Below are 22,161 nucleotides of genomic sequence, written 5' to 3'. Positions count from 1 at the left end.
CACTATGTCACTTGTCGTCTTTGCCCAACCGCCGCACCGGGCGCGACGGTCCATGCCAGTCTGCGCGCCAATCCGCGCCGGGAACCGGTGCGCTCCCCGATGTCTGGCGCGGCCGATCAGTCAACACACCCCAACTCCGCTTGGGTGTATCCAGCACAGGCCCCTCGGCCGGTTTCTCTGCCGGCGCGCGATAGAGGCAGAACCCCGCCAACGCCCCGCCCACCAGCCATGTGATCGGCGTCAGCGTCGCATTGGGCAAAAGATCCAGCAGGTTCGCCGCCATCACCAAAGCCAGCCCCGAGGTGGCAGGCGTCAGGGCAGATGACCTGCGCCCAAAGGCCAGCATCAGCGTGGGCAAGGTCAGCAATCCGAACTGTGCGATATATCCCAACCAGCCATAGCTGCCGATCACGATGATCCAGACCCCGTCGGTCACGCTCACCGCTCGGCCCGTCTCGGAATCATAAAGCTGGTTGCGCCCCCATGTCCCCCATCCGGCAAACGGCTTTTCTGCCGCCCGCGCGCCGAGCGCATCTTCATTGTCCAGCCGGAACTGAAGCGAGGCAGCCCGTTCCGCGCTGACCCCCTCGGCCATGGCGACAATCCGATCGACCGGGATCAGATCCGCACTGCGCAGGATGGGATAAAGCAGAACGATTGCGGCAATCGCACCTGCCAGCAGCATCTGGCCGCGCGTTCCGAACAGCAAAACAGCAGGCGCGAACAGTAGCGCAATGGCAAAGGCCCCAAGGCTGTTCGACAGGAACAGAACCACCAGCAGGTAAAAACCGGCCAGCAGCCACTGACCCGCCCGCTCCCCTTCGAACAGCCGTTGCCGCCACAAGGCACCCGCCGCGATGATGGACATCGCCACCAAAATCGCCAACCACAGCCCATGGTGAAGAAAGACCACAGGCCTGAACCCGCCTGCCCGCATGTGCTGTTCGAACAGATGCGGGAAAAAGCCGAAGAACATGACGTTCAGCTGCGGGCTCATCCGGACTTCGAACAGGATCAGCAGCGAATAGAACAAAAGCCCCGTCACGATCACCTTCAGCAGCACCACATGGCTTTGCGGGGATGCAAGGTATCGCATCGCCAGAATGAACGGCAGTGCGATCAGCGCAAGCCGGCTGATGATCGAGATGGCGTCATAGGGTTGCAAACCGGGCAACAACAGCGGCCCGTAAACCAACGGCTCCGGGTTCGTAAGCACGGTCATGATCGGCGAGGCAAACAGGATAAGCACAAGCGGAAGGAACGGCCCCCACCTCCACCCGTCATCAGCATTGGCAACGGCCACGCCCTGCCCCGCCCTGCCGTGCATATCCCCCACCTTGGCCGCCCCCATGCCAAAGGCCAGCAGCAGCGCCGCCGTCATCGCCGGGATCACATCCTTGTCGATGACAGGCATCAGCGGCAGGTCCACCCCCGCGCGCGTCGGCAAAAGCAGATAGCCGGCAAGGATCGACCAGCACAGCGCCTCGACCCGGGGCAGATAGCGGAACAGCAGATAAACCGCCAAAGGCCAGCTGAAGACCACGACAAAGGCAAATGCATTGGGCATCGGGGCGGTGCAACCTGTCGGACAGCGGATCAATATTCGTTAACACGCACTGTCGCACCAAATGGCCATCGCCGTCCACCCTGCGCGCGGTTCAAATGCCTTTCCTTGCATCAATTCTGCGGCTTGTCGCGGCATCGCGCCCACATTCCGCAGCTTGGCGCTTTCGCGCAGGTCTGCACGGAAACAAGCCGCCCCAAAGCCCGGGCAATGTTGACCGAAAGGCACCATGGCCGCCATTCGAAATCTTAACATTTGCAAATGCGAGGCCTCCAAAGGCATGGTCCCGCAACGATTCCCGATCAACCCTGACCGGCCCCGCGCCGGGCGAAAGGATCCCGTCTGATGACCACAGATGTTGCCGTGATCATCGTGAACTATGGCACGGCAGACATGTCCATCGCCGCTGTCGAAAGCGTGCTGCATCGCGCGCCCGATGGCCTGACGGTCGAGGTGCACCTTGTCGACAATGCCTCTCCCGGCGATGACGCGGCGGTCCTGCGCCAGACCGCGCCGCGCTGGGGCGATGCCGTGACGCTGCATCTGGAATCCACCAATCACGGCTTCGGACGCGGCAACAATGTCGTGCTGCACAAGCTGGCCCAGCGTGCGGCGCCACCTGCCAAGGTGTTTCTGCTCAACCCCGACGCACGGCTTGAAACCAATGCCGTGGCGCAGCTTTCCGCCTTTCTCGACCAACACCCCAAGGCCGCTGTCGTGGGCAGCGCCATCCTGCATGAAGGGTCTCTCGCCCCGGCGACCTGTGCGTTCCGCTTTCCCGGCGCAATCTCGGAATTTGTCGATGCCGTGAATTTCGGCCCCGTCGCCCGGCTGTTCAAGACCAAGACGGTCGCCTTCCCGGCGGATATGCCCTTGCAAGAGGTGGATTGGGTCTCGGGCGCGTCGATGATGGCGCGTATGGATGCGATGACCGCGGTGGGCTTCTTCGATCCCGATTTCTTTCTCTACTACGAAGAGGTCGATCTGATGCACCGGCTGAAACGCAAGGGCTGGCAGGTCTGGCATCTGCCGCAGGCCAAGGTGGTCCATGTCGCAGGCGCGGCCACAGGCGTCACGCGCGTCACCGACGACCGCCCGCCGCTTCCCGCCTATTGGTACAACAGCTGGCGGATGTATTTTGAAAAGCAGCATGGCCGCACCGGTGCACGCCTGACCGCCTTTGCCCGGCTTTCGGGCACGATGATTGGCAATCTGATCAGCCGCCTGCGCGGCAGACCATCCTCCAGCCCGCGCAATTTCGTTGCCGATTTCCGCCGCCATGTCGTCGGCCCGCTGTTCCGCCGCAGCGATTCTGAACAAAATGTCTGACAGGCGGCCATGACCTCCGGCTCACGCATCGCCGCCGTTCTGATCGGCCGCAACGAAGGGGCGCGCCTTGTGGCGGCACTTGCCGCCATCCCGCCCGATGTCTTCCCCGTCGTCTATGTCGATTCCGGCTCTACCGACGGGTCGGTCGCTGCCGCCCAGGCCGCGGGGGCAAGGGTCGTCAACCTGGACATGTCCCGCCCCTTCACCGCGGCCCGCGCCCGCAACGAAGGCTTTGCCGCCCTTGGCACCGACCTTCCCGAATTCGTGCAGTTCATCGACGGCGATTGCAGCCTTGATCCCGGCTGGATTCCAACGGCAACGGCCTTTCTGCAAGCCAATCCCGCCGCCGCCGTTGCCTGCGGCCGCCGTCGCGAACGCTTCCCTGACGCATCGATCTGGAACCGCCTCTGTGATGAGGAATGGGATACCCCCATCGGCAAGGCGCTTGCTTGCGGGGGGGATGCCCTGTTTCGCACATCGGCCTTTGTGGCGGCAGGCGGATATAATCCCACCCTCATCGCGGGCGAAGAGCCGGAGCTTTGCGTGCGCCTGCGCGCCGCCGGATGGGAGATTTGGCGCATCGATGCTGAAATGACCCTGCATGATGCTGCCATGACCCGGTTCAGCCAATGGTGGAAACGGACGCGCCGCGCAGGCCACGCCTTTGCCGAAGGGGCCGCTTTACACGGTGCCCCCCCTGAACGCCATTTCGTGTCGGAAACCCGCCGCGCGCTGATCTGGGGGGCTTTCTTTCCGCTTGCGGGCCTTCTTGGCGCGGTCGTCACGCCTTGGGCACTGCTGCTCTGGCTTGCCCTGCCGCTTCAGATGCTGCGCCTTGCACCGCGCATGGGCCTGACCCGCGCAACCTTTCTGACACTGGGCAAGATCCCCGAAGCGATGGGAGTAGCGGAATACTGGATTCGCCGCCTGTCAGGCCGCCGCGCCGGGTTGATCGAATACAAATAGACCCTCACCCCCGGCCCTGACGGCGCGCCGCCAGCGCCAGCCCCGGCAGAACCACCGCACAGTCGAAATAGCGCTTCGCCAACCGGCGCGGATTGCTCAGCATCCGCCACAGCCATTCCATCGCGATCCGCCGCACCCACAGTGGCGCCCGCGTCTGGTGCCCGACGATGAAATCCAGCCCCGCCCCGATCGACAGGAAGCCCACCCCCGGATGCCGCGCAACACCGCGCGCTGCCAGAACCTCCTGCTTGGGCGCGCCCAGCGCCAACAGGCAAATGCGCGCGCCCGACGCCGCCACCTGGTCCAACAGCGCATCCGCCGCCGCGCTTTCCGGGTCAAACCCCATCGGCGGCGCGATGCAGGCCGCAACCTTCAACCCCGGATGATCCGCTTCCAGCCGCGCCGCCGCCGCGCGCAGCACCGGTTCAGTCGATCCGAACAGGGCGATGGTCACACCCTTCGCCGCCGCCAACGCCACCACCGGCGTGATCAATTCCGATCCCGGCACCAGTTGGACATCGCCCCGCCCCGCCAGATGCGACAGCCAGACCACCGGATTGCCATCCGCCACCACATGCGTTTGCGCCGCATAGGCGCGGCGGAACAGCGGCTCGCGCCGCAGCTTCACGATGTGATCAAGGTTCAGCGTCGCCACAGCAAAACCCTGCCCGCGATCCAGCCTTTCGCCCATGTCGGCCAGCAAGGCGGCTGCCGTCGGCACGTCCACCAACCTCAGCACACCCGCCCCCGCCAGTTCATCTGCCCGGGGTCGCCCTGACGGCGCATTGCTTGCCATGATGTCCTGCGTGATATTTACACTCGTTACCTAATTGCTTGGCCGACTCCGCGCTGCTTGTCCAGACAGCAGCGCTTGTCGCGCCCGGCCTGATACCTCTGCTGTGCCCCCAGCCTTGATCCGTGGAATGCCGATGACCGAAACCGCTGCCGAACCCGCCCTCAGCGTTGTCATCGCTGCCCGCAACGAAGAGGCCTATATCGACACCTGCCTTCGCGGCCTTCTGGCACAGCAGGACGTGGCCACCGGCCCGGTCGAGGTGATCGTCGCGGCCAATGCCTGCACCGATGCGACTGTCGCCCGCGCCCGGGCCCATGCCACCGCCTTTGCCGCCCGTGGCTGGCGGCTTGAGGTGCTGGATTTGGCGCAGGGAGGCAAACTCGGCGCGCTTGCGGCGGGCGAAGGCGTGGCACGGGGCCGCGCGCTTGCCTATCTGGATGCCGATGTTGTCTGTGACCCGCCGCTGCTCGCCCAACTTGCCGCCGCACTCGACACCCCCGCCCCCCGCTATGCTACCGGAACCCTCTCAGTTGCGCGGGCCGCCTCACCGATCACCCGCGCCTATGCCCGCATCTGGACCCGCCTGCCCTTTGTTAAAAGCGGGGCGGTTGGCGCAGGTCTGTTCGCGATGAACCGCGCCGGGCGCGCCCGCTGGGGAAATTGGCCCGCGATCATCTCGGACGATACCTTCGCCCGCCTGCACTTCACCCCAGCCGAACGGATCGAGGTGCCTGCACACTATCACTGGCCCATGGTCGAAGGGTTCGCCAATCTGGTCCGCGTCCGCCGCCGCCAAGATGCCGGCGTGGCCGAGATTGCGCGCCTCTATCCCGCCCTCCTGAAGAATGAGGCAAAGGCCCCCCTCACCCGGTCCGATCTCCTGCGCCTCGCGCTGACTGATCCGCCGGGCCTTGCGGTTTATCTTGCCGTCCATATCGCCGTGCGCCTGCGCCCTGCGTCGACAAACTGGACTCGCGGGCGTTAACCGCGCGTCACCTTCCGCGCACGAAAGATGGTTTCCCCGGCCCGCCGTTCCGGTGGCCCCACCATCGTCAGACCCGCCTCGCGCAGCAGGCCCACAATGGCCCAGCGGGCCGGATAGATGGGATAGGCGGTGGTCCATTTGCTCGGCCGCACCAGAATCTTGCGCCGCATCGCCATGTAACTCGCCGTGTTCACGACCGTGACGACATAGTTCTTCGCCGCCGACAGCCCGGTCAGCACCTGATGGGCCGACCCCAGCAGATAGCGGCTCCATGTACCGCTGATCAGCACGACTTCACCGCCGGGCCGCAAGACGCGGGCAATTTCGCGAAAGGCGGGTACCATGTCGAAATACTGATGCGCCGATACGCACAGCACCGTGTCAAATTGCTCTGCTTCAAACGGCAGCGCCTCGGCACGCCCATCTCGCGCCACAACATGGCTCAGGCCTTCCACCTCGGCCAGAACGCCGCCAATCTGGCGATAGATGGGAACCGGCTCCAGCCCGGTGACCGATTTGGTGACATGCGCAAGCGACATCAGATTCATCCCGCTGCCGCTGCCGATCTCCAGAACATGCCGCCCGGCCAATGTTTCGTGGATCACTTCGGGAATGGCATCGGCAAAGGGCAACTTTCGCGCCCGTTCACGCCAGAAAAAGTATTCGCGCAACGAATCCGCCGCAAACCAGCCTATCGGAGTCAGCGCCGCGCGATCTGCATAGACCCAGCCCAGACGCTCTGCTTTCTGCCGCGTTTGCGCCGCCACCGAAACATCGGCTTGTCCTTCCTGAAGCGCCTTCAAATACACCGCCATCGTCAGCGGATCACTTTCGTGCAAAAGCGTACGCACCTGCATCAGGTCGGTACGAGCTAACTCCATCTGACCCCCAAAAACACAATCATTAAGGTTGTAAGGTCGCTTGGGGTCTGCACAAAGCAAAATGTTGCACCCAAAAATGCGCGGCAGGGTATTGAACTTCGCGCCCCCAACGCAAACCTTTGTTAACGAAACAAAGGTCGCTTCTTGAGCGTTCGCATCGACACGGCTCGCCACCATTCCATTGGAACGCGCGGGCATGCAGAGGCAGCAAGCGCTGGGCAAAGTTGGATGGGGATTCGAACGTGTTGACGGGTATTCAGGGGCGGATTGGCTGCGGCATCGCAGCGGTTGTAATGGCGGTGTTCACCTCCTCGACATTATTCGCTCAGGAACGGATGCCGCCGCGCGAAGCAAGCCCTGTCACCGTCCGGCAAATCCACAGCGGCCACAGCCTTTCGGATATCTACGGCTCCAACCCTTGGCCCGGTCGTCTTATTCTGGCGACTGAAAAGGTGCGTGGTTCGCGCCCCTATGACACGATCATGCGGTCAAACATTCCCGGATCGCCCTTGCACTGGCGCTGGAACAACCCGACCGAATACCCCGATGCCCGCCAGAACATCGACGATTTCGAACTTCTGGTCATCACCGAAGGTGTCCCCTTCACCAACAACGATGCCTATTTTCAAAAGGACACGCTCGACGTCCTTGATCAATGGGTCGCCAACACTTGGGAAAAAGGCAACGGCGGCAAGGGTGCCGAACTGATGCTCTATTCCACCTGGACCTTCTGGCAGCATTCCGGCACGCCGCCCGAATATGACCCCGAACCCGATGTCCCTTTCCGTGAACGGCTGGAGATTGACGGCGCGCGCTGGGAACGGATGCAGGACCACGCCAACGCGAACCGCCCCGAAGGCATGCCGCCGATCTACATGATCCCCGGCCACCGCATGATGATGCGGATCTATGATGACATACAGGCCGGTGTCGCGCCCGGTTTAGAGTCCATCGGTGATATCTTCGCCGACGACATCCACCCCAACGAAATCGGCCAATATGCCATTACCACGCTGGTCTATGCCGTGATCTACCAGCGCAACCCGCGTGAAATTCCGGATCGTCTGGTCGTTCCCGGCGACACGCTGTCGTCAGAACAGGCCCGCTATTTCAAGCAGATCGCCTGGGAAGTCGCCACCGGCTACGATCGCTCCGGCGTCCCTGCAAACTGATCCGGCACGCCGTTGCGGCGGCCTCTTGCGCGGCGCGGCCTGATCAAAAGGCCGCGCCGCCGCAAGCTAACGCCACCGGAGGCGGTGCGATATCAGACGCCAGCGATCAGCCGCGCCAACCCGTCTTCCAGCCGCATATCGGCCGTCACGCCCAGCACATCCCGCGCCCGCGCCGGATTGCCCAGCGATTCCCGGATATCCCCGACCCGCGGCTCGGCATGTTGCACCACCGCCTGCACGCCATGCAGCCGCGCCAGCGTCTCGATCAACCCCATCAGCGTGGTCGTCCGCCCGGTGCAGATGTTGAACACCTGTCCCGCCGCCCCTCCTGCCGCCTCTGGCGCCCGCGCCATCCCGGCCAGCAGGAACCGCACCACATCGGCGACGAACACGAAATCCCGTGTCTGCATCCCGTCGCCAAACACCGTCACCGGCAGCCCTTGCGCCAACCGGTTGTTGAAGATCGAGATCACACCCGAATAGGCCGATGACGGGTCTTGCCGCGGCCCATAGATGTTGAAAGGTCGCAGCCCCACGGTCGGCACGCCATGCACGCTCATGGCAATCCGGCCATGCAGTTCCGATCCCAGCTTGTCCACGCCATAGGCCGTTTGCGGGCGCGGGGCGCGCGTCTCATCCACCGCCCCCGACCCGGCATCGCCATAGATCGCCGCGGATGAGGTGTACACAACCGGCACCCGCCCCGCCCGCGCCGCCGCCTCGAACACAGTCACCGTTCCGGTCTGGTTGGTCAGATGCCCTTCGCGCCAATGCTCATTGCAATAGGCAACCGACGCGATGCCTGCCAGATGAAACACCCCCGCACAGCCCGCTATTGCCCGCGCTACCGCTTCGCGATCGGAAACGTCCCCCTCGATCACCCGCACCTCGGGCGAAAGATTGGCCCGCTTGCCGGTGGACAGGTTGTCCAGCACCACCACCCCGTCGCCCCGCGCCAGCAGGGCATCCGCCAGATGCGATCCGATGAACCCGCATCCCCCTGTGATCAGAAAATCCGCCATGCCCCTGCGCCCCGCTTTCAAATCCCGATCATCCGCAGGCGCAACCGCGCTGCGTCATCATGCCGTCCTACCGCCACGCGCGGCAGCGCAAACAGATCCGCCCCCTGCCGCCACAACCCACCATCCAGCGCCGTCGCCGTTACAAAACCCAGCGCCGTCGCCTGCGCCCGCAAGGCCGCCGTGTGGTTGCCGTTGGGCCATGCGAAATGCGCCACCGCTTGCCCCGTCCAGTCGCGCAGTAGATCGCGCGACCGCGCCATGCTGGCCGCCGCTTCCGCCACGGCCAACTGATCCAGCAGGTTGTGGCAATGACTGTGCGCCCCGATCGTCACCCAGGGGCTTGCTGCCAGGGCATCCAGTTCCGCCCGCGTCAGCGGCGCCAACGGTGCGCGCCCGGCAGGCAGCGGATGCGCGGCCACAATCCCATCCGTCAGGGCCTCGCGCCGCGCCGGATCGACCGTCTTCATCGCTTCTAGCAACCCGCCCAGCACCGCCCAGCGCGCATTGCCCGGCGCCGCAGGCAGGTCCCATTCCCCAAGCCCCGGCACCGTCACGTGATGCGCGGCAATCCCCAGCGCGCCCATCACCCGGTCAAACCAATAGGGCTGCCCGCTTTCGATCTGCGCCGTGGCCACATAAACCAGCACCGGCACACGCAGCTCATCCAGCATCGGCAACAAATGGCGAAACAGCCCCGCCTCGCCATCGTCAAATGTCAGCACCGCGCGCGGTCGCCCACCGCCAGCCCGCCCCGGCCCATCGGCCAGCGCCTGATCCAGCGAGATGATCTCATACCCTTCGGCCAGCATCGCCAGATGTGCCCGGAAATCCGCCGCCCGCAGCACGGTCCAGGCATCCGGCCCGCCCTGATCCGGCCCCAGCGTGTGATAGCACAGCACCGTCACCGGATCGTCCGACAGGGCCCTTGCCCGAAGCACACCGCGCAGCGGCGGCGATCCCAGCGCCCCCCGCGCCAACCGCTTCAGCACCGCCGTCACGCCTTCTGTCCCTCGGCAAACAACGCGGCCAGCTTCGCAGCCTCGGTGTCGATGTGATGCCGCGCCCGCGCCCGGGCCATGCCCGCCCGTCCCATCTCATCCAGCCGCGCATGCGGCATGGACAGCGCGCTGTCCATCGCGGCGGCCAGACTCTCGATCTCGCCCGCCGGCACCAGCCAGCCGGTCCGCCCCGCCTCGACCAGTTCCGGGATCCCGGCGATATAGGTGGATATCACCGCCCGCCCCTGCGCCATCGCCTCCATCAGCACGACAGGCAGGCCCTCCATCAGGCTGGGCTGCACCACGATCGTGGCCTGCGTGATCAGGCGGCGCACTTCGTCGCTGCCGATCCAGCCGGTGATCTGCACCCGGCCTTCCAGCCGCAGGTCACGGATGCGCGCCTCGATCAACGCGCGAAACTCGCCATCCCCAGCAAAGACCAGCTTCACGCCGGGACGGTCCAGCTTGGCAAAGGCTTCAAGCAGGGTCAGATGCCCCTTTTCCGCACAAAGCCGCCCGATGCACAGCAGCACCGGCTCGGCGGGCAATTCCGCCGGGGTCTCGGCAAAGAACCCTTCATCCAGCCCGCAATGCACCACCTTCAGCTTCGGCCAGTCCACCGCCGGAAGAACCCGCATCAATTGCGCGCGGGTATAGCTGCTGACCGTCACCACGAACCGCGCCGCCGCCGTCTTGCGCGGGAAAGACAGCACGCGCGCATTGTCGGATTCGTCCGCCCCATGCACCGTGAAACTGTAGCTTGGCCCCCCCAACAGGCAGAGCAGATGCGCCACATCCGCCGAATTGGTGCCGAAATGGGCGTGCAGGTGGCTGACATTTTCGCCCTCCAACCACAGCCGCAACCGGCAGGCATGGGCCAGCCAGATCAGGTGATAAGGCCAGGACCGGACCGACCGGCGCGACATCGCCAGCGCCGCCTTCAGAGCCGTCCACACCGCCCCCGGTCGGCGCAGCACATTCGTCACCACCGCCGCCGCCAACGGGCCAAGCCCATCCTTCAGCACATAACGCGTCTGCGCCTTTTCGGCATGATCCAGCGGGTCAACCACTTCGGCATCCCAGCCCCGGATCGAAAACCGCAGGACCGTCACCCCCTGCCGCTCCAGCGCCAATATCTCACGCCGGATAAAGGTATGGCTCACCTTGGGGTACTGGTTGACCAGATAAGCCACGCGAAGCGCGCCATCCGGACCCTTGCTCGGGGCTTGGGGGCGAGGATCAATTGTCAAAATACTCTCCCGTCAATCCCGCCGCAGCATCCGTTGACCCAAAGAAAAACCCCACAAATTGGCCATGTTCAGTCGCCCCGCGCCCGCGTCAGATGCGTGCGGATCAGCTCGGCCCGATGGTGGAACACCGTTTCATCATCAAACTGTTCGCCGTCGCGTGCCGCGCGCCGGACAAGATCGGCCAGATCTCCGCGATTGCCTGCAAGGGCTGCCATCGCTTCTGTCAGGGCAGGCACATCATTTCGTGCAACCAGACGCCCGCCGCCGTTTTCGGCGATCAGATCCTTTGGAAAGGCGCTTTCGTACCCCACGATCGGCGTGCCGCTCATCAATGCCTCGATCAGGCAGCGCGGCGATTCCGGGGTCTTGTGGCAGAACAGCATGACATGCGCGTCACGCAACGCTTCCAGGATCGCCCCGCGATCCCGCACAAATCCGGGCAGGCTCACCCGTCCGGCCAGCGGCCCTTTTTCGATCCGGGCGCGCATCGCCTCAAGCTCGCTGCCTTCGCCCAGCCAAGATGCCTCGAATGCGATGCCTTTGCGTGCCAGACCTTCCAGCACGGCCAGCCAATCCTGCGGCCCCTTCATCGCATCGGCCCGGCCCATATAGCAGATCTTCAGGGGCCCCGCCGTCGCCGCATCCACCTTTGCGTTCAACCGCTCTGGCGAAATATGGTCGGACTTGCGGATATGGATGTCATGCACCACCTGCGGATTGCGGCTCCACGGCGCATAGGTTTCAAACGTCTCGCGCCCGTGAAACAGGCCAAGCTCTGCACGGCGGATCAGATAGCGCTCCAGCCAGACCATCGGCCAGTAATACAGACGCGCCTGCAACCAGCGCTTCCACGGCCCGGACCGCGTGCTTTGCAGCACGACTTGGGATTCAACACGGTCAGTCCAGACGTAAAAGGGCAGCCCCATACGATGCGCCAGATACGCGCTCACCGAACCCCAATCCCCGAACAGCCCGCCAATGGCAAACCCCAGATAATCCGCGCGCTGGATCGCATCGCGCAGCTTGGGCACATTGCCCGGCAAGGCGCGCAGGAAACGGTCAGGCCGATAGGCTTCGGGAACGGTGACGATCTCGATCCGCTCCATCGCCGCGCCCACTTCGGCATAAAGCGGAACCCAGGCTGCCGGTGGCGGGCCATCGGCAACCGGGATCACGACGATCAGCCGCCGGAAATTGTCCGCCCAAAGGCGCAGGCCGTTGCAGGCCTGATTTTCAAGAAAGAACTCGCCGTCAACCTGATGCAGTGGAACCGACACATAGATCAGCAGCGTATCCGACCTTGCGCCATCTCCGACAGCTTGCGCAGCCCGGTGGACGTGCACGGCTTCATCGTGCTGCGCAGGGACGAACGCATCAATACCCGGCATAGCTATAGCCATCCTGATCGCCCATGAACCGGCACTTGTTCAGAACAACGCCCAGCACCGTCGTGTGATCCGCCAATTCCTTGCCGGCGCGGTCAATCTCAGACACCGTGGTCTTCTCGCTCGCCGCCACCATCAGCGCGCAGTCGATCTGGTCCAGAAAGGCCATCGTGTCGTCGATCACCAGCAAGGGCGGCATGTCGAACAGGATCACATCCGGCTTGTAGCGTTCCTCGATCGCATCGACCGCCGCCGCCGCCTGCGTTGATGACAGCAGCTCTGCCGGGTTGGCCACCGGCGCAGAACTCACCCCAAAGGCCAGGTTCGTTCCGAACCGCACCAACCCACGCTCGGGCGGTTCGGTTCCGGCCAGCACCGCAGCCATCCGCGCCCCGCCTTCCAGCCCCAGCGTCTTCATCATTGCAGGGCGGCGCAGGTCCATCTCCAGCACCAGCACCCGCAATTCCGATTGCCGCGCCAGGCTGAAGGCCAGGTTGACGCAGGTCGTCGTCTTGCCACAGGCCCCCCCGGGCGAGGTGACGGCCACCCGCGTCCAGTTCTGTTCGCGCAGATGCCGCATCAGATTGGTCCGCATCAAATCATAGGCCGTGGCCTGATTGCCGGGCTGATGCGCCACGATCCGGACCATCTCGAAATGCCGCTGATCAATTACGGCCGCCGGCAGCGCCGACCATGCCGCGATCACGCCCGTGTCCTGTGTGGCCGGCGGTTGCGACAGTGGCACCGTCAGCGACGTTCCCTGCTGGCGTGCGGCGCGGCCCTTGGCGATTGCAGACTGGATACGCTCCATGATGGATTACCTCAATTCTCGGGCTGCCCGGCCTGCGTCAGGCCCGGGGTTGCAACGGCAGAGGCGACGGGATCCGCGCCGGATGTCAGAAACAGGCTGAACAGATACAGCATCACCGGCAGGCAGATCACCGCGACCACCGTTCCCGCGATCAACCGCATCCGCTGGCTGCGATGCTCGTCTTCCGTCTCGATATAGGGGATCGTCCCGAACGGCGTGATGCCCAGCGCACCGACGAGTTCCGCCGGGCGGCGCACCGTGCGGTTCAGCAGGTCCATCAGGAACAGCATCACTAGCGTCAGCACACCCCCAGCACCAAAGCCCGCCGCCACGATCAGGTTACGGTTTGGCGCGGCCGGTTCCGACGGCTGCACTGCCGGATCCACCACGATGATCCGCTGCCCGCGCGATGTCACCTCGATCCGGTCCCCCATCCGCGCATCGGCAAGGCTCTGGACCGCCTGATCATACTGCACGCGCAGGTTCTCGAAATCGCTCCGCAGTTCGCCCAGTACGATGGCATTCTCCGGCGTCGCTTCGATGGATTGCTGGATCTCGACCAGTTCCTCTTCCAGCAACCGCTTCTGTTCTGCCATAAAAGCGATCTGCCCGTCGATATCGGTCACTTGCAAATCAAAGGTGGTCAGCGCCCCTTCACCGGTGCCGCCGCCCAGTTGCTGACGCACTGCTTCCTCCAGCGCGGCCACCTGCGTCTGCAACGCCCGCACACGCGGGTTCTGCGGCGCATAAAGCACCAGCGCCGAAGCCAGTTCCTGCCGCAACTCCTCCAGCCGGGCCTGTTCCGGCGACATGTCCTCCAGCGACGACCCGACCCGACCGGTTCGGTCATAAAGGTCTTCCAGCCGCTGGCGGCGGTCGCGCAGACCGGCCAATTCACGATCCACCTGCAACAGCCGCTCCTGTTGCGCAGATTGCCGCGTCCGGCGATATTCAAGGCTCTCAGGCAACGAGTCGCGATTGTCCTGTTCGAATTCCAGAATGCGCGCATTCTGAAACGCAATCTCACTGCTCAGCCGCTCGACCTCTTGCTGAAAGAAATCCAGCGTCCCGCCCGAAGCGCCGGTCCGCAGTTCCACGTTCTGCCGCAGGATCTGATCGACAAGCGCATTCGTCACCGCCGCCGATTTCACCGGATCGGGCGCATCGAACGACACCGTGACCACGCCCGTCCGCAATTCCATCGGCGGCATTGCCATGGCGATCCGGTCGCGCATGTCGGCCACCCGTGCGTCATCGGGCATCTCAGGCGCCTCGGCATAGATGTCGAACGTCCGCGACAGTTCCAGAAGGTTGGCGCTGGTCATGATGCGCTGCTGAATGGCGATCAGCACCTCTGTCGGGGTGGATCGCACCGTTGATGCCGCCAGTTCGTCGGGGATCTGCGGGCTTTCCACCAGCAACCGCGCCTCGGCCCGATAAACCGGCGGCAGCGTATAGGCCAGAAACACCCCCACCATCGTTGTCACGACAAAGATCGCCACAACATAGGGCAACCGCCGCACCAACAGCGAAAGGTAGAACCTCAGATCGAACGTCTTCGTCATTGCGCACCCTTGGGGTCGTCTGTGTCGACGGGGAAAAAGGCCCCGTCCTGCAACACGTCATTGATGATGGCCGGGTCCACAGATTTGCGGCCGGCGGTAAAGGCATAGACCAGCGCAAGATCACACAGCCGGTTCACCATGCGGGGAACGCCGCCCGTCTTTTCGTGGATCAGGGTCACCGCATCCGCGGTGAACAACCGGCGCGTCCGTCCCGCCACTTTCAGGCGGTGCTGGATGTAATCGCGCATCGTGGGCAGATCCATCGCCGGCAGATGGAACAGGGCCGCCACCCGCTGGGCGAACTGGCGCATGTCCTTGCGGCCCACGATATCGCGCAACTCTGGCTGCCCCACCAGCACCAGTTGCAACAGAACGTCGCGCCCGGTGTTGATGTTGGTGAACATCCGCAGCTCTTCCAGCGCGGCCCGGTCCAGGTTCTGCGCCTCGTCAAAGATCAGGATGACCCGGTGACCGGCGGCATACTCGCTGATCACGAAAGTCTGGAACCGCGAAAACAGGTCGACATAGGTATCTTCGGGCACCGCTGGCAGATCCAGCGACATCAGCACCCAACGCAGCAATTCCTCGCGCGATCCGATGGGGTTCGATACCAGCCCGACCCGCACTTCCGGCACCAGCGACCGCAGCAGATGCTGCAAAAGCGTGGTCTTTCCCGCACCTACCTCACCCGTGATCAACGTGATGGGCGCATGGGTCATCACCCCGTATTCCAGCATGGCATAGGCCCGCTTGTGCGCAGGCGACCAGAACAGGAAATCGGGGTCAGGTGTCAGGGAAAAGGGCTGCGCGGTCAGCCCGAAATGCTCTGTATAGATGTCCAGCGACGCAAGTACGTTCTTGCCTGTGGCCATCGGCGCAGGTTCCACCCGCGGGGTCGCCGCCTGCCCGCGCGGCTTGCGGCGGGTGCCGACCGTCGGCAGTTGCGGGATTTCTTCCGCTGTGGGCGTGCGGGGCATGGGCGGTTCGGCCCGCGCGGCCTTGCGCTCGTCTTCTTCCACGGCGGCATCGGTCCAGCCACGGCCGACAAAGCGGCTCAGGCCCGGGATCACACTCCACATACGCGCTTTTCTCATGGCCTGCCCCGATCCCGCCGGATCGCGGCATTGTCCCGGCAAGGAGCCGTGCAGAACGCCCCCCGTTCCGACGAACCGTCCACGGGGCAACACAGCACGATGTAAGTCAGCGGCAGCACGATGCGCATTCAATCCAGTTCACCACGCGCAGGGCGTGATCCGTTCAAGTCATGACGGGCCCGCGCGATCAGGCCCCTAAGGACCGAATCGCCAAGACCCAAGCAAATTTAAACACTGGTTAACACTACTTTCGGCTCGTATTCACCCTGTCAGGGCGAACTGGCCGCACTCAAACGGAAGAATGCGGCGTCACATCGTCAATCCCATGTCCGCCTCGCGGCCTTACAAAGACCGGGCCGGGCCTTCTGGGGGGTGGCGAGTTCCCACCGCGCACCGCCCAACAGCATCCCGGCGCGGATCGTCACCGCCGAATTTCCCAGCCTTTGCAGGCCCCTGCACGGCTTTGGCTGAAACCCGCCGGTTAATGCCCACATGACGCCCTATTTTTGCCACGAATCGACGCAAAGGTTACGGTGTTGACATACGGATCACGTGGCGCAGGGGGAAACACTGCATGATGGCCGGACTGCTGATCATCTCGATGGTTTCGGGCGCTGCGGCCTCGGTCGCGGCCTTGGCCATGTCGCAGCCCTTCTGGGTTGCACTTCTGGCCTACCCGGTCACGGGTATGATCACGCTGCTCGCCGTCGCCATCCTGCTGGGCCTTCGTGCATCAAATGGTCAGCGCCACTCAGGCTTCGGTCCGCTCTCCGCCGCTCAGGCACGCGCGCCGCACTGATCAACACATACCCCAGCGACCCGCCACCGGCATGCGCAGATCACTGCCCCGTGCCGCGCAGCACAACCCCAACCGTCGCAAAGATCACCCGCACATCCGTCAGGAACGTCACCTTCTGCTCATAGGCGGCGTCAAATTCCGCGCGCTGGGCAAAGGTGGATTCGTTGCGGTCAGACACTTGCCACAGGCCGGTCAGACCGGGGCGCAGGCTGAAATACGCGCTGCCGGAATAAAGCGACCGCTGCTCGGTCATCATCGGGCGCGGACCAACCAGGCTCATGTCGCCTTTCAGCACGTTCCACAGTTGCGGCAACTCATCCAGCGACGACTTGCGCAGCAGATGCCCGACCACCGTGATCCGCGGATCGCAGGTCAGCTTCTGATAGGCGTCCCATTCCTGACGGGCCTCGGCATTCTCGGCCAGGTACTGCTCCAGATGCGCCTTAGCATCGGGCACCATCGTGCGCAGCTTCCACAGCTTGAACACCTTCCCGCCACGCCCGACCCGCTCCTGCAGGTAGAACGGCGAATGGCCGTCCCGTGCGATCATCAGCGCCAGCATTGCGACCACCGGCAGAACGATGGGCAGGGCCAGCACGACAAGCACAAGATCAAGGATCCGCTTGAAGCCGTTCCTGTAAATCCCACCGCGGCGCGGGGCCGTCCGGGCCACTTGCTTGGCGGTCCCGGGACGTTCGAAATCTGTCAGACCATCGTGAATTCGTGTGCTCATCGTCAGAGCCTCCTGCAGCGGATCTTTTGGCGTAACGCGACCAGCCAGCTCAAAAGCCGTCAGGCAGGTCGCGTTGGAAAACCGGCTTCAGCGCGACCGCGCCGCAAACCGGGTCAGCGTTGACCCTTAACCGGTGTTCGCAATCCGTTGCTGCGCGGGAAGGCGCAGACCACCAGGCAGACCGGGCAGCTCGGTCATCTGGTCTTGAAAAAGAACCTTGTGCAGCATGTCATTCCTACTTGCAGTGTCGGGTCGTTTGGTTCGACCGCGTTCCATTGCCCCCACTTGTTAACCTATCTTAATTTCGACCTTGGTCTAAACGAAAGTTTGGGTTTTGCCGCCTTTGGGTCATAGTTTTGCCTCGATTGCCCCCTGCAATCGCTGATAATTCAAAGGTTTTCGGGCTATTCGTTGCCAAATTGGGAACAGACCCGATTTTTCCCTGCGTCAACTTGGCCGAAATTCTGGCGAAACCAAGGCGCGGCATCCGATGGATTTCTCTCTCTGGTTGATCAATTGCGCAAGATGATAACCAACGGTTATTGGGCCACTGCCGAATGATTCGGTTTTCCGTGCTGCCAGTCGCTGTCGTTTTGCCCCTGCCAACAAGATATGCCCCGGCGGCTTGGCCGTCGGCGGCAGGCCGCCGAAAGTCAGAAAACTGCAAGCCATCGGCGCGGATCACCTTTGGGTTGCATTCCCGCCTGCCCTTTTCACCCGTGAAACGCCCCGCCATCTCCAGCAGGGACTGGCCCGCCGTTCAAATGAATTGGGCCTGCCCGGCCAATATCGGGCCAATGTCCGAAAAGGACAAACAGCGCCAAAAACTCTGAATCGACCCTTCCCGGTGAAATCGGCTACAAGAGATATAGAATTAACTAAAGTTACGAAGGACAGGTCATGTCGCGCGTTCTCCCGCTCCACGCCTCGCTTGCGGTTCTGCTCTGCGCCGGCCTCCTTCCCGCACCCGCCCCCGCACAAGAAGCGACAGGCGTGGCCGATCCGACCGTCTCATGGGGCCTTGCAACCCTGTCGGACTGGGATACCGCGATGCCCTTTCTGGACATCGCCCGCACCATGCGCCCGTTCTTCGCCTATTCCGGCGACACATGGGAAGCACTGGATCACAAGACGCTGGTCGAGGGCGGCTATATTGATGAAGACGGCTATCCGATCCGTATCCCTGACGGGGTCGAAGGGCTCCGCACCACCTGGGCCTGGAATGACAGTCTGGGAACGCAACAACGCAAAGGCCTCTATATCCTGACGTATGAGGGCCGCGGGAACATCACCATCGGCGGCTCGGCCAAGGTCGTCCGGAACGCACCCAACCGGATCATCTTTGAAAATCCCACCGGTTCCGGCTTCTGGCTCAACATCACCGGCATCGATCCGGGCGACCATATCCGCGCCATCTCTGTCCTACGCGCCGATCACGTCGCATTGGCCGAGGCAGGTGCCGTCTTTCATCCTGATTGGCTGGCCCTCGTTCAGGATGCCCGCGAATTGCGCTTCATGGATTGGATGAACACCAACCACGCTACAGCTGTAAGCTGGGCCGACAGGCCCCGCCCGCAAAACGCCACCTGGACGGAAATCGGTGCCCCGGTCGAACTCATGGTCCGTCTTGCCAACGAAACCGGAACCGACCCGTGGTTCACCATGCCACACACCGTCGACGCCGACTATGTCCGCCAATTCGCCACCTATGTGCGCGACAATCTCGACCCGCGCCTGAAAGCCCATGTCGAAAATTCGAACGAAACCTGGAACGCCGCGTTCGAGCAGTTCAACTGGCTGCGCGCGCAGGCCATTGCCGAATGGGGCGACGAGGTTTCCGAAGATTGGGAAACCATCTTCAGCTATCACACCAAACGCGCCACCGAGGTTGCGCTGATCTGGGAAGAGGTTTTCGGAGACGAGGCATCCGCGCGGCTGGTCAACGTTCTAGGCACACAGGCCGGCCATGTCTGGCTGGCCGAACGGCAGCTCATCGCGCCGGGCTGGCAGGAATATGATCCCGAAACCTATGTCGATCCCGCCACCGTCTTCGAAGAACTGGCCGCCACCACCTATTTCGGCGTGTCCTTCGTCGGCAACCCCGATCTGCGCGCCGAACTGGACCAGCGCATGCGCGATACGGGCGACCGGGCCTATTCCTGGATCTTCGAACTGCTCTCGCAAGAAGGGCAGGTCGATGACTCCATCCCCGCCGTGATGCGCGCTCTGACCGAACAGAAGGCGATGGCCAACAGCTATGGCCTGCGCTTCACCGCCTATGAAGGTGGTCAGCACCTTCACCACAGTTTCGCCGTCGGCGATCTGTCCGAAACGCAGGCCGAAGAACTCGGCGTCTTCCTTGCCGATTTCGTCCGCAGCCCGGAAATGGGCGCGCTCTATGCCCAGCTTTGGGATGGCTGGCGCGAAATCGGCGAAGGCCCGTTCATGCAATTCACCGAAACCAGCTCTCCGTCGCGCTGGGGCTCATGGGGCATCCTGTCCCACTCGCGCGACAAGACCCCCCGCTCTGATTTCGTGCGCAAACGTCAGGCCGAGGGCGGGTCATGGTGGGGCGAAGGCGGCGGTCCGCAATACCTGCAAGGCCGCACCGAAAGCGGCAGCGAAAGCCCCGATCAGATGACAGGCACGGATGAAGAAGATTTCTTCGCCGGTATGGGGGGGGATGACACCTTCATCGCCAGCCCAGGGCAGGATGGCATCAACGGCGGCGAAGGCAACGACACCTATACCCTGTCCGAGGCGGCAGATCGCTACACCGTCACGCCCGAAGGGGCCGGCTACCGGGTCACCGGCCCGCAGGGCAGCGCCTATCTTGTTCAGGTCGAAAACATCGCTTTCGGCGACGGCACCATCCGCGCCCTCGACTGACACATCCGCCGCGTCGGCCGCGTGTCGATGCGGCGGGGGACGCCGGTTCTTGCTCCCATGCCGTCAAGGCGGCACGGGTCGGGACAGTCCCGTTACGCCAAACCGGAAACGGCCCCGCGTCCAGCCTTCACAACCCGGCCCAGACCCGCTTTCTGCGCCCCGAAACCCGGCGCGGCAAGGCCGTCACGCAGTCAGAAAGGGTTAACCTTAACCACTGCCACCGTGCGCTGCGTGCATACGCTGTGCTGCACCGCCTGCTGCACCGGGCGCTGCACAGCCATTTTCGGACAAACCCCTGAAATCGCGCCGGATTACCGCGCCGCACGCACGGGCGCAAAGACAAACCCGCAAACCGTTCCGCGCGCTGCCATGTGTGAAAAAGGGGGCCAGCGGCCCCCTTCCCTCAATCTTCCGCCGTGCCAATCTGCGACAGCGTATCCCCACGCCCCCGCGCCCGCAGGATCATCGGCACGATCAACGCCACCGCCGCCAACACCAGCAATCCCGCCGCGATGGGCGATTGCACAAGCGTCGTCCAATCCCCCTGCGCAATTGCCAGCGCCCGCCGCAACTGCTGTTCCGCCATCGGCCCCAGGATCAGACCAACCACAACAGGTGCGATGGGATAGTTGAACACCCGCATCAGATAGCCCATCGTCCCGAACAGCACGAGCATCATCAACTCGACCGGAGACGGGTTCACCCCCAGCGTGCCCAGCGTCGCAAAGACCAGAATGCCGCCATAAAGCCATGGCTGCGGGATCTTCAGCAGCAGGATCCAGAACCGGATCAACGGCAGGTTCAGCACCAGCAACATCACATTGGCCACCAGAAGGCTGGCAATCAGGCCCCACACCAATTGCGGCGCCGTGACAAACAGCAAAGGCCCCGGCTGCAACCCGAATTGCTGAAACCCAGCCAGCATGATCGCGGCCGTCGCCGTCGTCGGCAAGCCCAGCGTCAGCAACGGCACCAGCGTCCCCGCCGCCGCCGCATTGTTCGCGGCCTCCGGTCCGGCCACCCCTTCAATCGCGCCTTTTCCGAATTCTTCCGGGTACTTGGTCATGTTCCGCTCGGTCGCGTAAGACAGGAAAGACGCGATATCCGCCCCGCCTGCTGGCATGGATCCGATCGGAAACCCGATTGCCGTGCCGCGCAGCCAGGCCTTCCATGACCGCGCCCAATCCTGCGCCGTCATCCGCACCCGGCCCTTGATCGCCAGCACCCCGGTCCCGGTATCCGGCCCCTGCGCCGCCACGAACAGCGCCTCACCCAGCGCGAACATCGCCACAGCCAGCGTCGTTACCTCGATCCCGTCCAGCAGTTGCGGCACCCCAAAAGCAAGCCGCGTCTGCCCGGTCAACTGATCGATCCCCACCATCGCCAGCGCCAAGCCGATGAAAAGAGACACCAATCCCTTCAACGCGCTTTCGCCGAACGCGGCCGAAACGGTCACAAAGGCCAGCACCATCAGCGCGAAATACTCGCGCGGGCCAAAGATCAGCGCCAGCTTCACCACATGCGGCGCCAGAAAGGCCAGCATCAGCGTGGCCAGCAACCCCGCCACGAAAGACCCGATCGCCGCCGTCGCCAGCGCAGGCCCGCCGCGCCCGGCACGGGCCATCTTGTTGCCCTCCAACGCGGTGATGACCGATGCGCTTTCGCCCGGCGTGTTCAGCAGAATGGAAGTGGTCGATCCCCCATACATCCCGCCATAATAGATGCCCGCAAACATGATCAGCGACCCTGCCGCGTCCAACCCATAGGTCACCGGCAAAAGCAGTGCCACCGTCAGCGCAGGCCCGATCCCGGGCAGCACCCCCACGGCAGTGCCCAGCGTCACCCCGATCAGCGCGTAAAGCAGCATCATCGGTTCAAAGGCTGTGCTCAGCCCCTGCAAAAGAAAGCCGAATGTATCCATC

The 22,161-nt window shown here is 63.7% G+C and carries 18 protein-coding genes; 6 read left to right on the top strand and 12 right to left on the bottom strand.

Translation table 11 applies throughout. The features are described 5' to 3' along the window. Positions 1 to 7: 7 nt before the first annotated feature. Entirely contained in the window at positions 8 to 1,567 is a 1,560-nt protein-coding gene (locus RSE12_06020) for a hypothetical protein (protein WRH63890.1), read from the bottom strand. A gap of 342 nt (positions 1,568 to 1,909) precedes the next feature. Here RSE12_06020 and RSE12_06015 point away from each other — a divergent pair, with 342 nt between their 5' ends. After that, positions 1,910 to 2,893: a glycosyltransferase family 2 protein gene (locus RSE12_06015; GenBank protein ID WRH63889.1), complete on the top strand. Its 984-nt coding sequence runs from the start codon at positions 1,910 to 1,912 to the stop codon at positions 2,891 to 2,893. A gap of 9 nt (positions 2,894 to 2,902) precedes the next feature. Further along, complete coding sequence (locus RSE12_06010) at positions 2,903 to 3,859, top strand: glycosyltransferase (GenBank protein WRH63888.1); 957 nt, start codon at positions 2,903 to 2,905, stop codon at positions 3,857 to 3,859. A 4-nt stretch (positions 3,860 to 3,863) separates the two neighbouring features. Here the strand turns inward: RSE12_06010 and RSE12_06005 are convergent, their stop codons facing one another. Beyond that, complete coding sequence (locus tag RSE12_06005) at positions 3,864 to 4,655, bottom strand: WecB/TagA/CpsF family glycosyltransferase (protein ID WRH63887.1); 792 nt, start codon at positions 4,653 to 4,655, stop codon at positions 3,864 to 3,866. Between the two features lie 133 nt (positions 4,656 to 4,788). Between RSE12_06005 and RSE12_06000 the strand changes: the two genes are divergently transcribed. Further along, positions 4,789 to 5,640, top strand: a complete 852-nt coding sequence (locus RSE12_06000; GenBank protein WRH63886.1) for a glycosyltransferase family A protein — start codon at positions 4,789 to 4,791, stop codon at positions 5,638 to 5,640. Here RSE12_06000 and RSE12_05995 read toward each other — a convergent pair. Then, positions 5,637 to 6,719, bottom strand: coding sequence for a class I SAM-dependent methyltransferase (locus RSE12_05995; protein ID WRH63885.1), 1,083 nt, complete (start codon positions 6,717 to 6,719; stop codon positions 5,637 to 5,639). The two genes, RSE12_06000 and RSE12_05995, sit on opposite strands and share 4 nt — an antisense overlap. A gap of 47 nt (positions 6,720 to 6,766) precedes the next feature. Here RSE12_05995 and RSE12_05990 point away from each other — a divergent pair, with 47 nt between their 5' ends. After that, complete coding sequence (locus RSE12_05990) at positions 6,767 to 7,693, top strand: hypothetical protein (GenBank protein ID WRH63884.1); 927 nt, start codon at positions 6,767 to 6,769, stop codon at positions 7,691 to 7,693. 92 nt (positions 7,694 to 7,785) lie between these two features. Here the strand turns inward: RSE12_05990 and RSE12_05985 are convergent, their stop codons facing one another. The 7 genes from RSE12_05985 to RSE12_05955 form a co-directional block, all read right to left on the bottom strand. Continuing rightward, the gene (locus RSE12_05985) at positions 7,786 to 8,715 is read right to left on the bottom strand and encodes an NAD-dependent epimerase/dehydratase family protein (protein ID WRH63883.1); all 930 of its coding nucleotides are present in this window, start codon (positions 8,713 to 8,715) and stop codon (positions 7,786 to 7,788) included. A 17-nt stretch (positions 8,716 to 8,732) separates the two neighbouring features. Continuing rightward, positions 8,733 to 9,713, bottom strand: a complete 981-nt coding sequence (locus tag RSE12_05980) for a polysaccharide deacetylase family protein (protein ID WRH63882.1) — start codon at positions 9,711 to 9,713, stop codon at positions 8,733 to 8,735. Next, positions 9,710 to 10,906: a glycosyltransferase family 4 protein gene (locus RSE12_05975; protein WRH63881.1), complete on the bottom strand. Its 1,197-nt coding sequence runs from the start codon at positions 10,904 to 10,906 to the stop codon at positions 9,710 to 9,712. Before RSE12_05975 ends, RSE12_05980 begins: the two co-directional genes overlap by 4 nt. Before the next feature lie 125 nt (positions 10,907 to 11,031). After that, entirely contained in the window at positions 11,032 to 12,363 is a 1,332-nt protein-coding gene (locus RSE12_05970) for a glycosyltransferase (protein WRH63880.1), read from the bottom strand. Then, positions 12,338 to 13,159 (bottom strand): CpsD/CapB family tyrosine-protein kinase, encoded by an 822-nt coding sequence (locus RSE12_05965; GenBank protein WRH63879.1) that lies wholly within the window; start codon positions 13,157 to 13,159, stop codon positions 12,338 to 12,340. Before RSE12_05965 ends, RSE12_05970 begins: the two co-directional genes overlap by 26 nt. A gap of 11 nt (positions 13,160 to 13,170) precedes the next feature. Beyond that, the gene (locus tag RSE12_05960; protein WRH63878.1) at positions 13,171 to 14,724 is read right to left on the bottom strand and encodes a Wzz/FepE/Etk N-terminal domain-containing protein; all 1,554 of its coding nucleotides are present in this window, start codon (positions 14,722 to 14,724) and stop codon (positions 13,171 to 13,173) included. Next, positions 14,721 to 15,803 carry an AAA family ATPase gene (locus RSE12_05955; protein ID WRH63877.1) on the bottom strand — a complete coding sequence of 361 codons (1,083 nt, stop codon included), beginning with the start codon at positions 15,801 to 15,803 and terminating at the stop codon, positions 14,721 to 14,723. Before RSE12_05955 ends, RSE12_05960 begins: the two co-directional genes overlap by 4 nt. Before the next feature lie 589 nt (positions 15,804 to 16,392). On the opposite strand from RSE12_05955, the gene RSE12_05950 reads away from it, so the two are divergent. After that, a complete protein-coding gene (locus RSE12_05950; protein WRH63876.1) occupies positions 16,393 to 16,617 on the top strand; it encodes a hypothetical protein in 225 nt (74 codons plus the stop codon). Positions 16,618 to 16,657: 40 nt separating this feature from the next. Here the strand turns inward: RSE12_05950 and RSE12_05945 are convergent, their stop codons facing one another. Continuing rightward, on the bottom strand, positions 16,658 to 17,350 hold the full coding sequence (locus RSE12_05945; GenBank protein ID WRH63875.1) for a sugar transferase: 693 nt from the start codon (positions 17,348 to 17,350) through the stop codon (positions 16,658 to 16,660). A gap of 900 nt (positions 17,351 to 18,250) precedes the next feature. Between RSE12_05945 and RSE12_05940 the strand changes: the two genes are divergently transcribed. Continuing rightward, on the top strand, positions 18,251 to 20,239 hold the full coding sequence (locus RSE12_05940; GenBank protein WRH63874.1) for a hypothetical protein: 1,989 nt from the start codon (positions 18,251 to 18,253) through the stop codon (positions 20,237 to 20,239). A gap of 403 nt (positions 20,240 to 20,642) precedes the next feature. Here RSE12_05940 and RSE12_05935 read toward each other — a convergent pair whose 3' ends face one another. Then, the gene (locus tag RSE12_05935) at positions 20,643 to 22,160 is read right to left on the bottom strand and encodes a tripartite tricarboxylate transporter permease (protein ID WRH63873.1); all 1,518 of its coding nucleotides are present in this window, start codon (positions 22,158 to 22,160) and stop codon (positions 20,643 to 20,645) included. Position 22,161 lies beyond the last annotated feature (1 nt).

It is taken from the genome of Fuscovulum sp. (assembly GCA_035192965.1).
Taxonomy (GTDB): domain Bacteria; phylum Pseudomonadota; class Alphaproteobacteria; order Rhodobacterales; family Rhodobacteraceae; genus Paragemmobacter.
Note: the sequence above shows the minus strand (reverse complement) of the source record. Positions and strands in the feature narration are given on the sequence as shown.

Bases quoted from the DNA above. Each gene is read 5' to 3' on its own strand.
- RSE12_06020 (WRH63890.1), bottom strand. From the start codon at position 1,567: ATGCCCAATGCATTTGCCTTTGTCGTGGTCTTCAGCTGGCCTTTGGCG.
- RSE12_06015 (WRH63889.1), top strand. From the start codon at position 1,910: ATGACCACAGATGTTGCCGTGATCATCGTGAACTATGGCACGGCAGAC.
- RSE12_06010 (WRH63888.1), top strand. From the start codon at position 2,903: ATGACCTCCGGCTCACGCATCGCCGCCGTTCTGATCGGCCGCAACGAA.
- RSE12_06005 (WRH63887.1), bottom strand. From the start codon at position 4,655: ATGGCAAGCAATGCGCCGTCAGGGCGACCCCGGGCAGATGAACTGGCG.
- RSE12_06000 (WRH63886.1), top strand. From the start codon at position 4,789: ATGACCGAAACCGCTGCCGAACCCGCCCTCAGCGTTGTCATCGCTGCC.
- RSE12_05995 (WRH63885.1), bottom strand. From the start codon at position 6,719: ATGCCCGCGCGTTCCAATGGAATGGTGGCGAGCCGTGTCGATGCGAAC.
- RSE12_05985 (WRH63883.1), bottom strand. From the start codon at position 8,715: ATGGCGGATTTTCTGATCACAGGGGGATGCGGGTTCATCGGATCGCAT.
- RSE12_05970 (WRH63880.1), bottom strand. From the start codon at position 12,363: ATGGCTATAGCTATGCCGGGTATTGATGCGTTCGTCCCTGCGCAGCAC.
- RSE12_05965 (WRH63879.1), bottom strand. From the start codon at position 13,159: ATGGAGCGTATCCAGTCTGCAATCGCCAAGGGCCGCGCCGCACGCCAG.
- RSE12_05960 (WRH63878.1), bottom strand. From the start codon at position 14,724: ATGACGAAGACGTTCGATCTGAGGTTCTACCTTTCGCTGTTGGTGCGG.
- RSE12_05955 (WRH63877.1), bottom strand. From the start codon at position 15,803: ATGTGGAGTGTGATCCCGGGCCTGAGCCGCTTTGTCGGCCGTGGCTGG.
- RSE12_05950 (WRH63876.1), top strand. From the start codon at position 16,393: ATGATGGCCGGACTGCTGATCATCTCGATGGTTTCGGGCGCTGCGGCC.
- RSE12_05945 (WRH63875.1), bottom strand. From the start codon at position 17,350: ATGAGCACACGAATTCACGATGGTCTGACAGATTTCGAACGTCCCGGG.
- RSE12_05940 (WRH63874.1), top strand. From the start codon at position 18,251: ATGTCGCGCGTTCTCCCGCTCCACGCCTCGCTTGCGGTTCTGCTCTGC.
- RSE12_05935 (WRH63873.1), bottom strand. From the start codon at position 22,160: ATGGATACATTCGGCTTTCTTTTGCAGGGGCTGAGCACAGCCTTTGAA.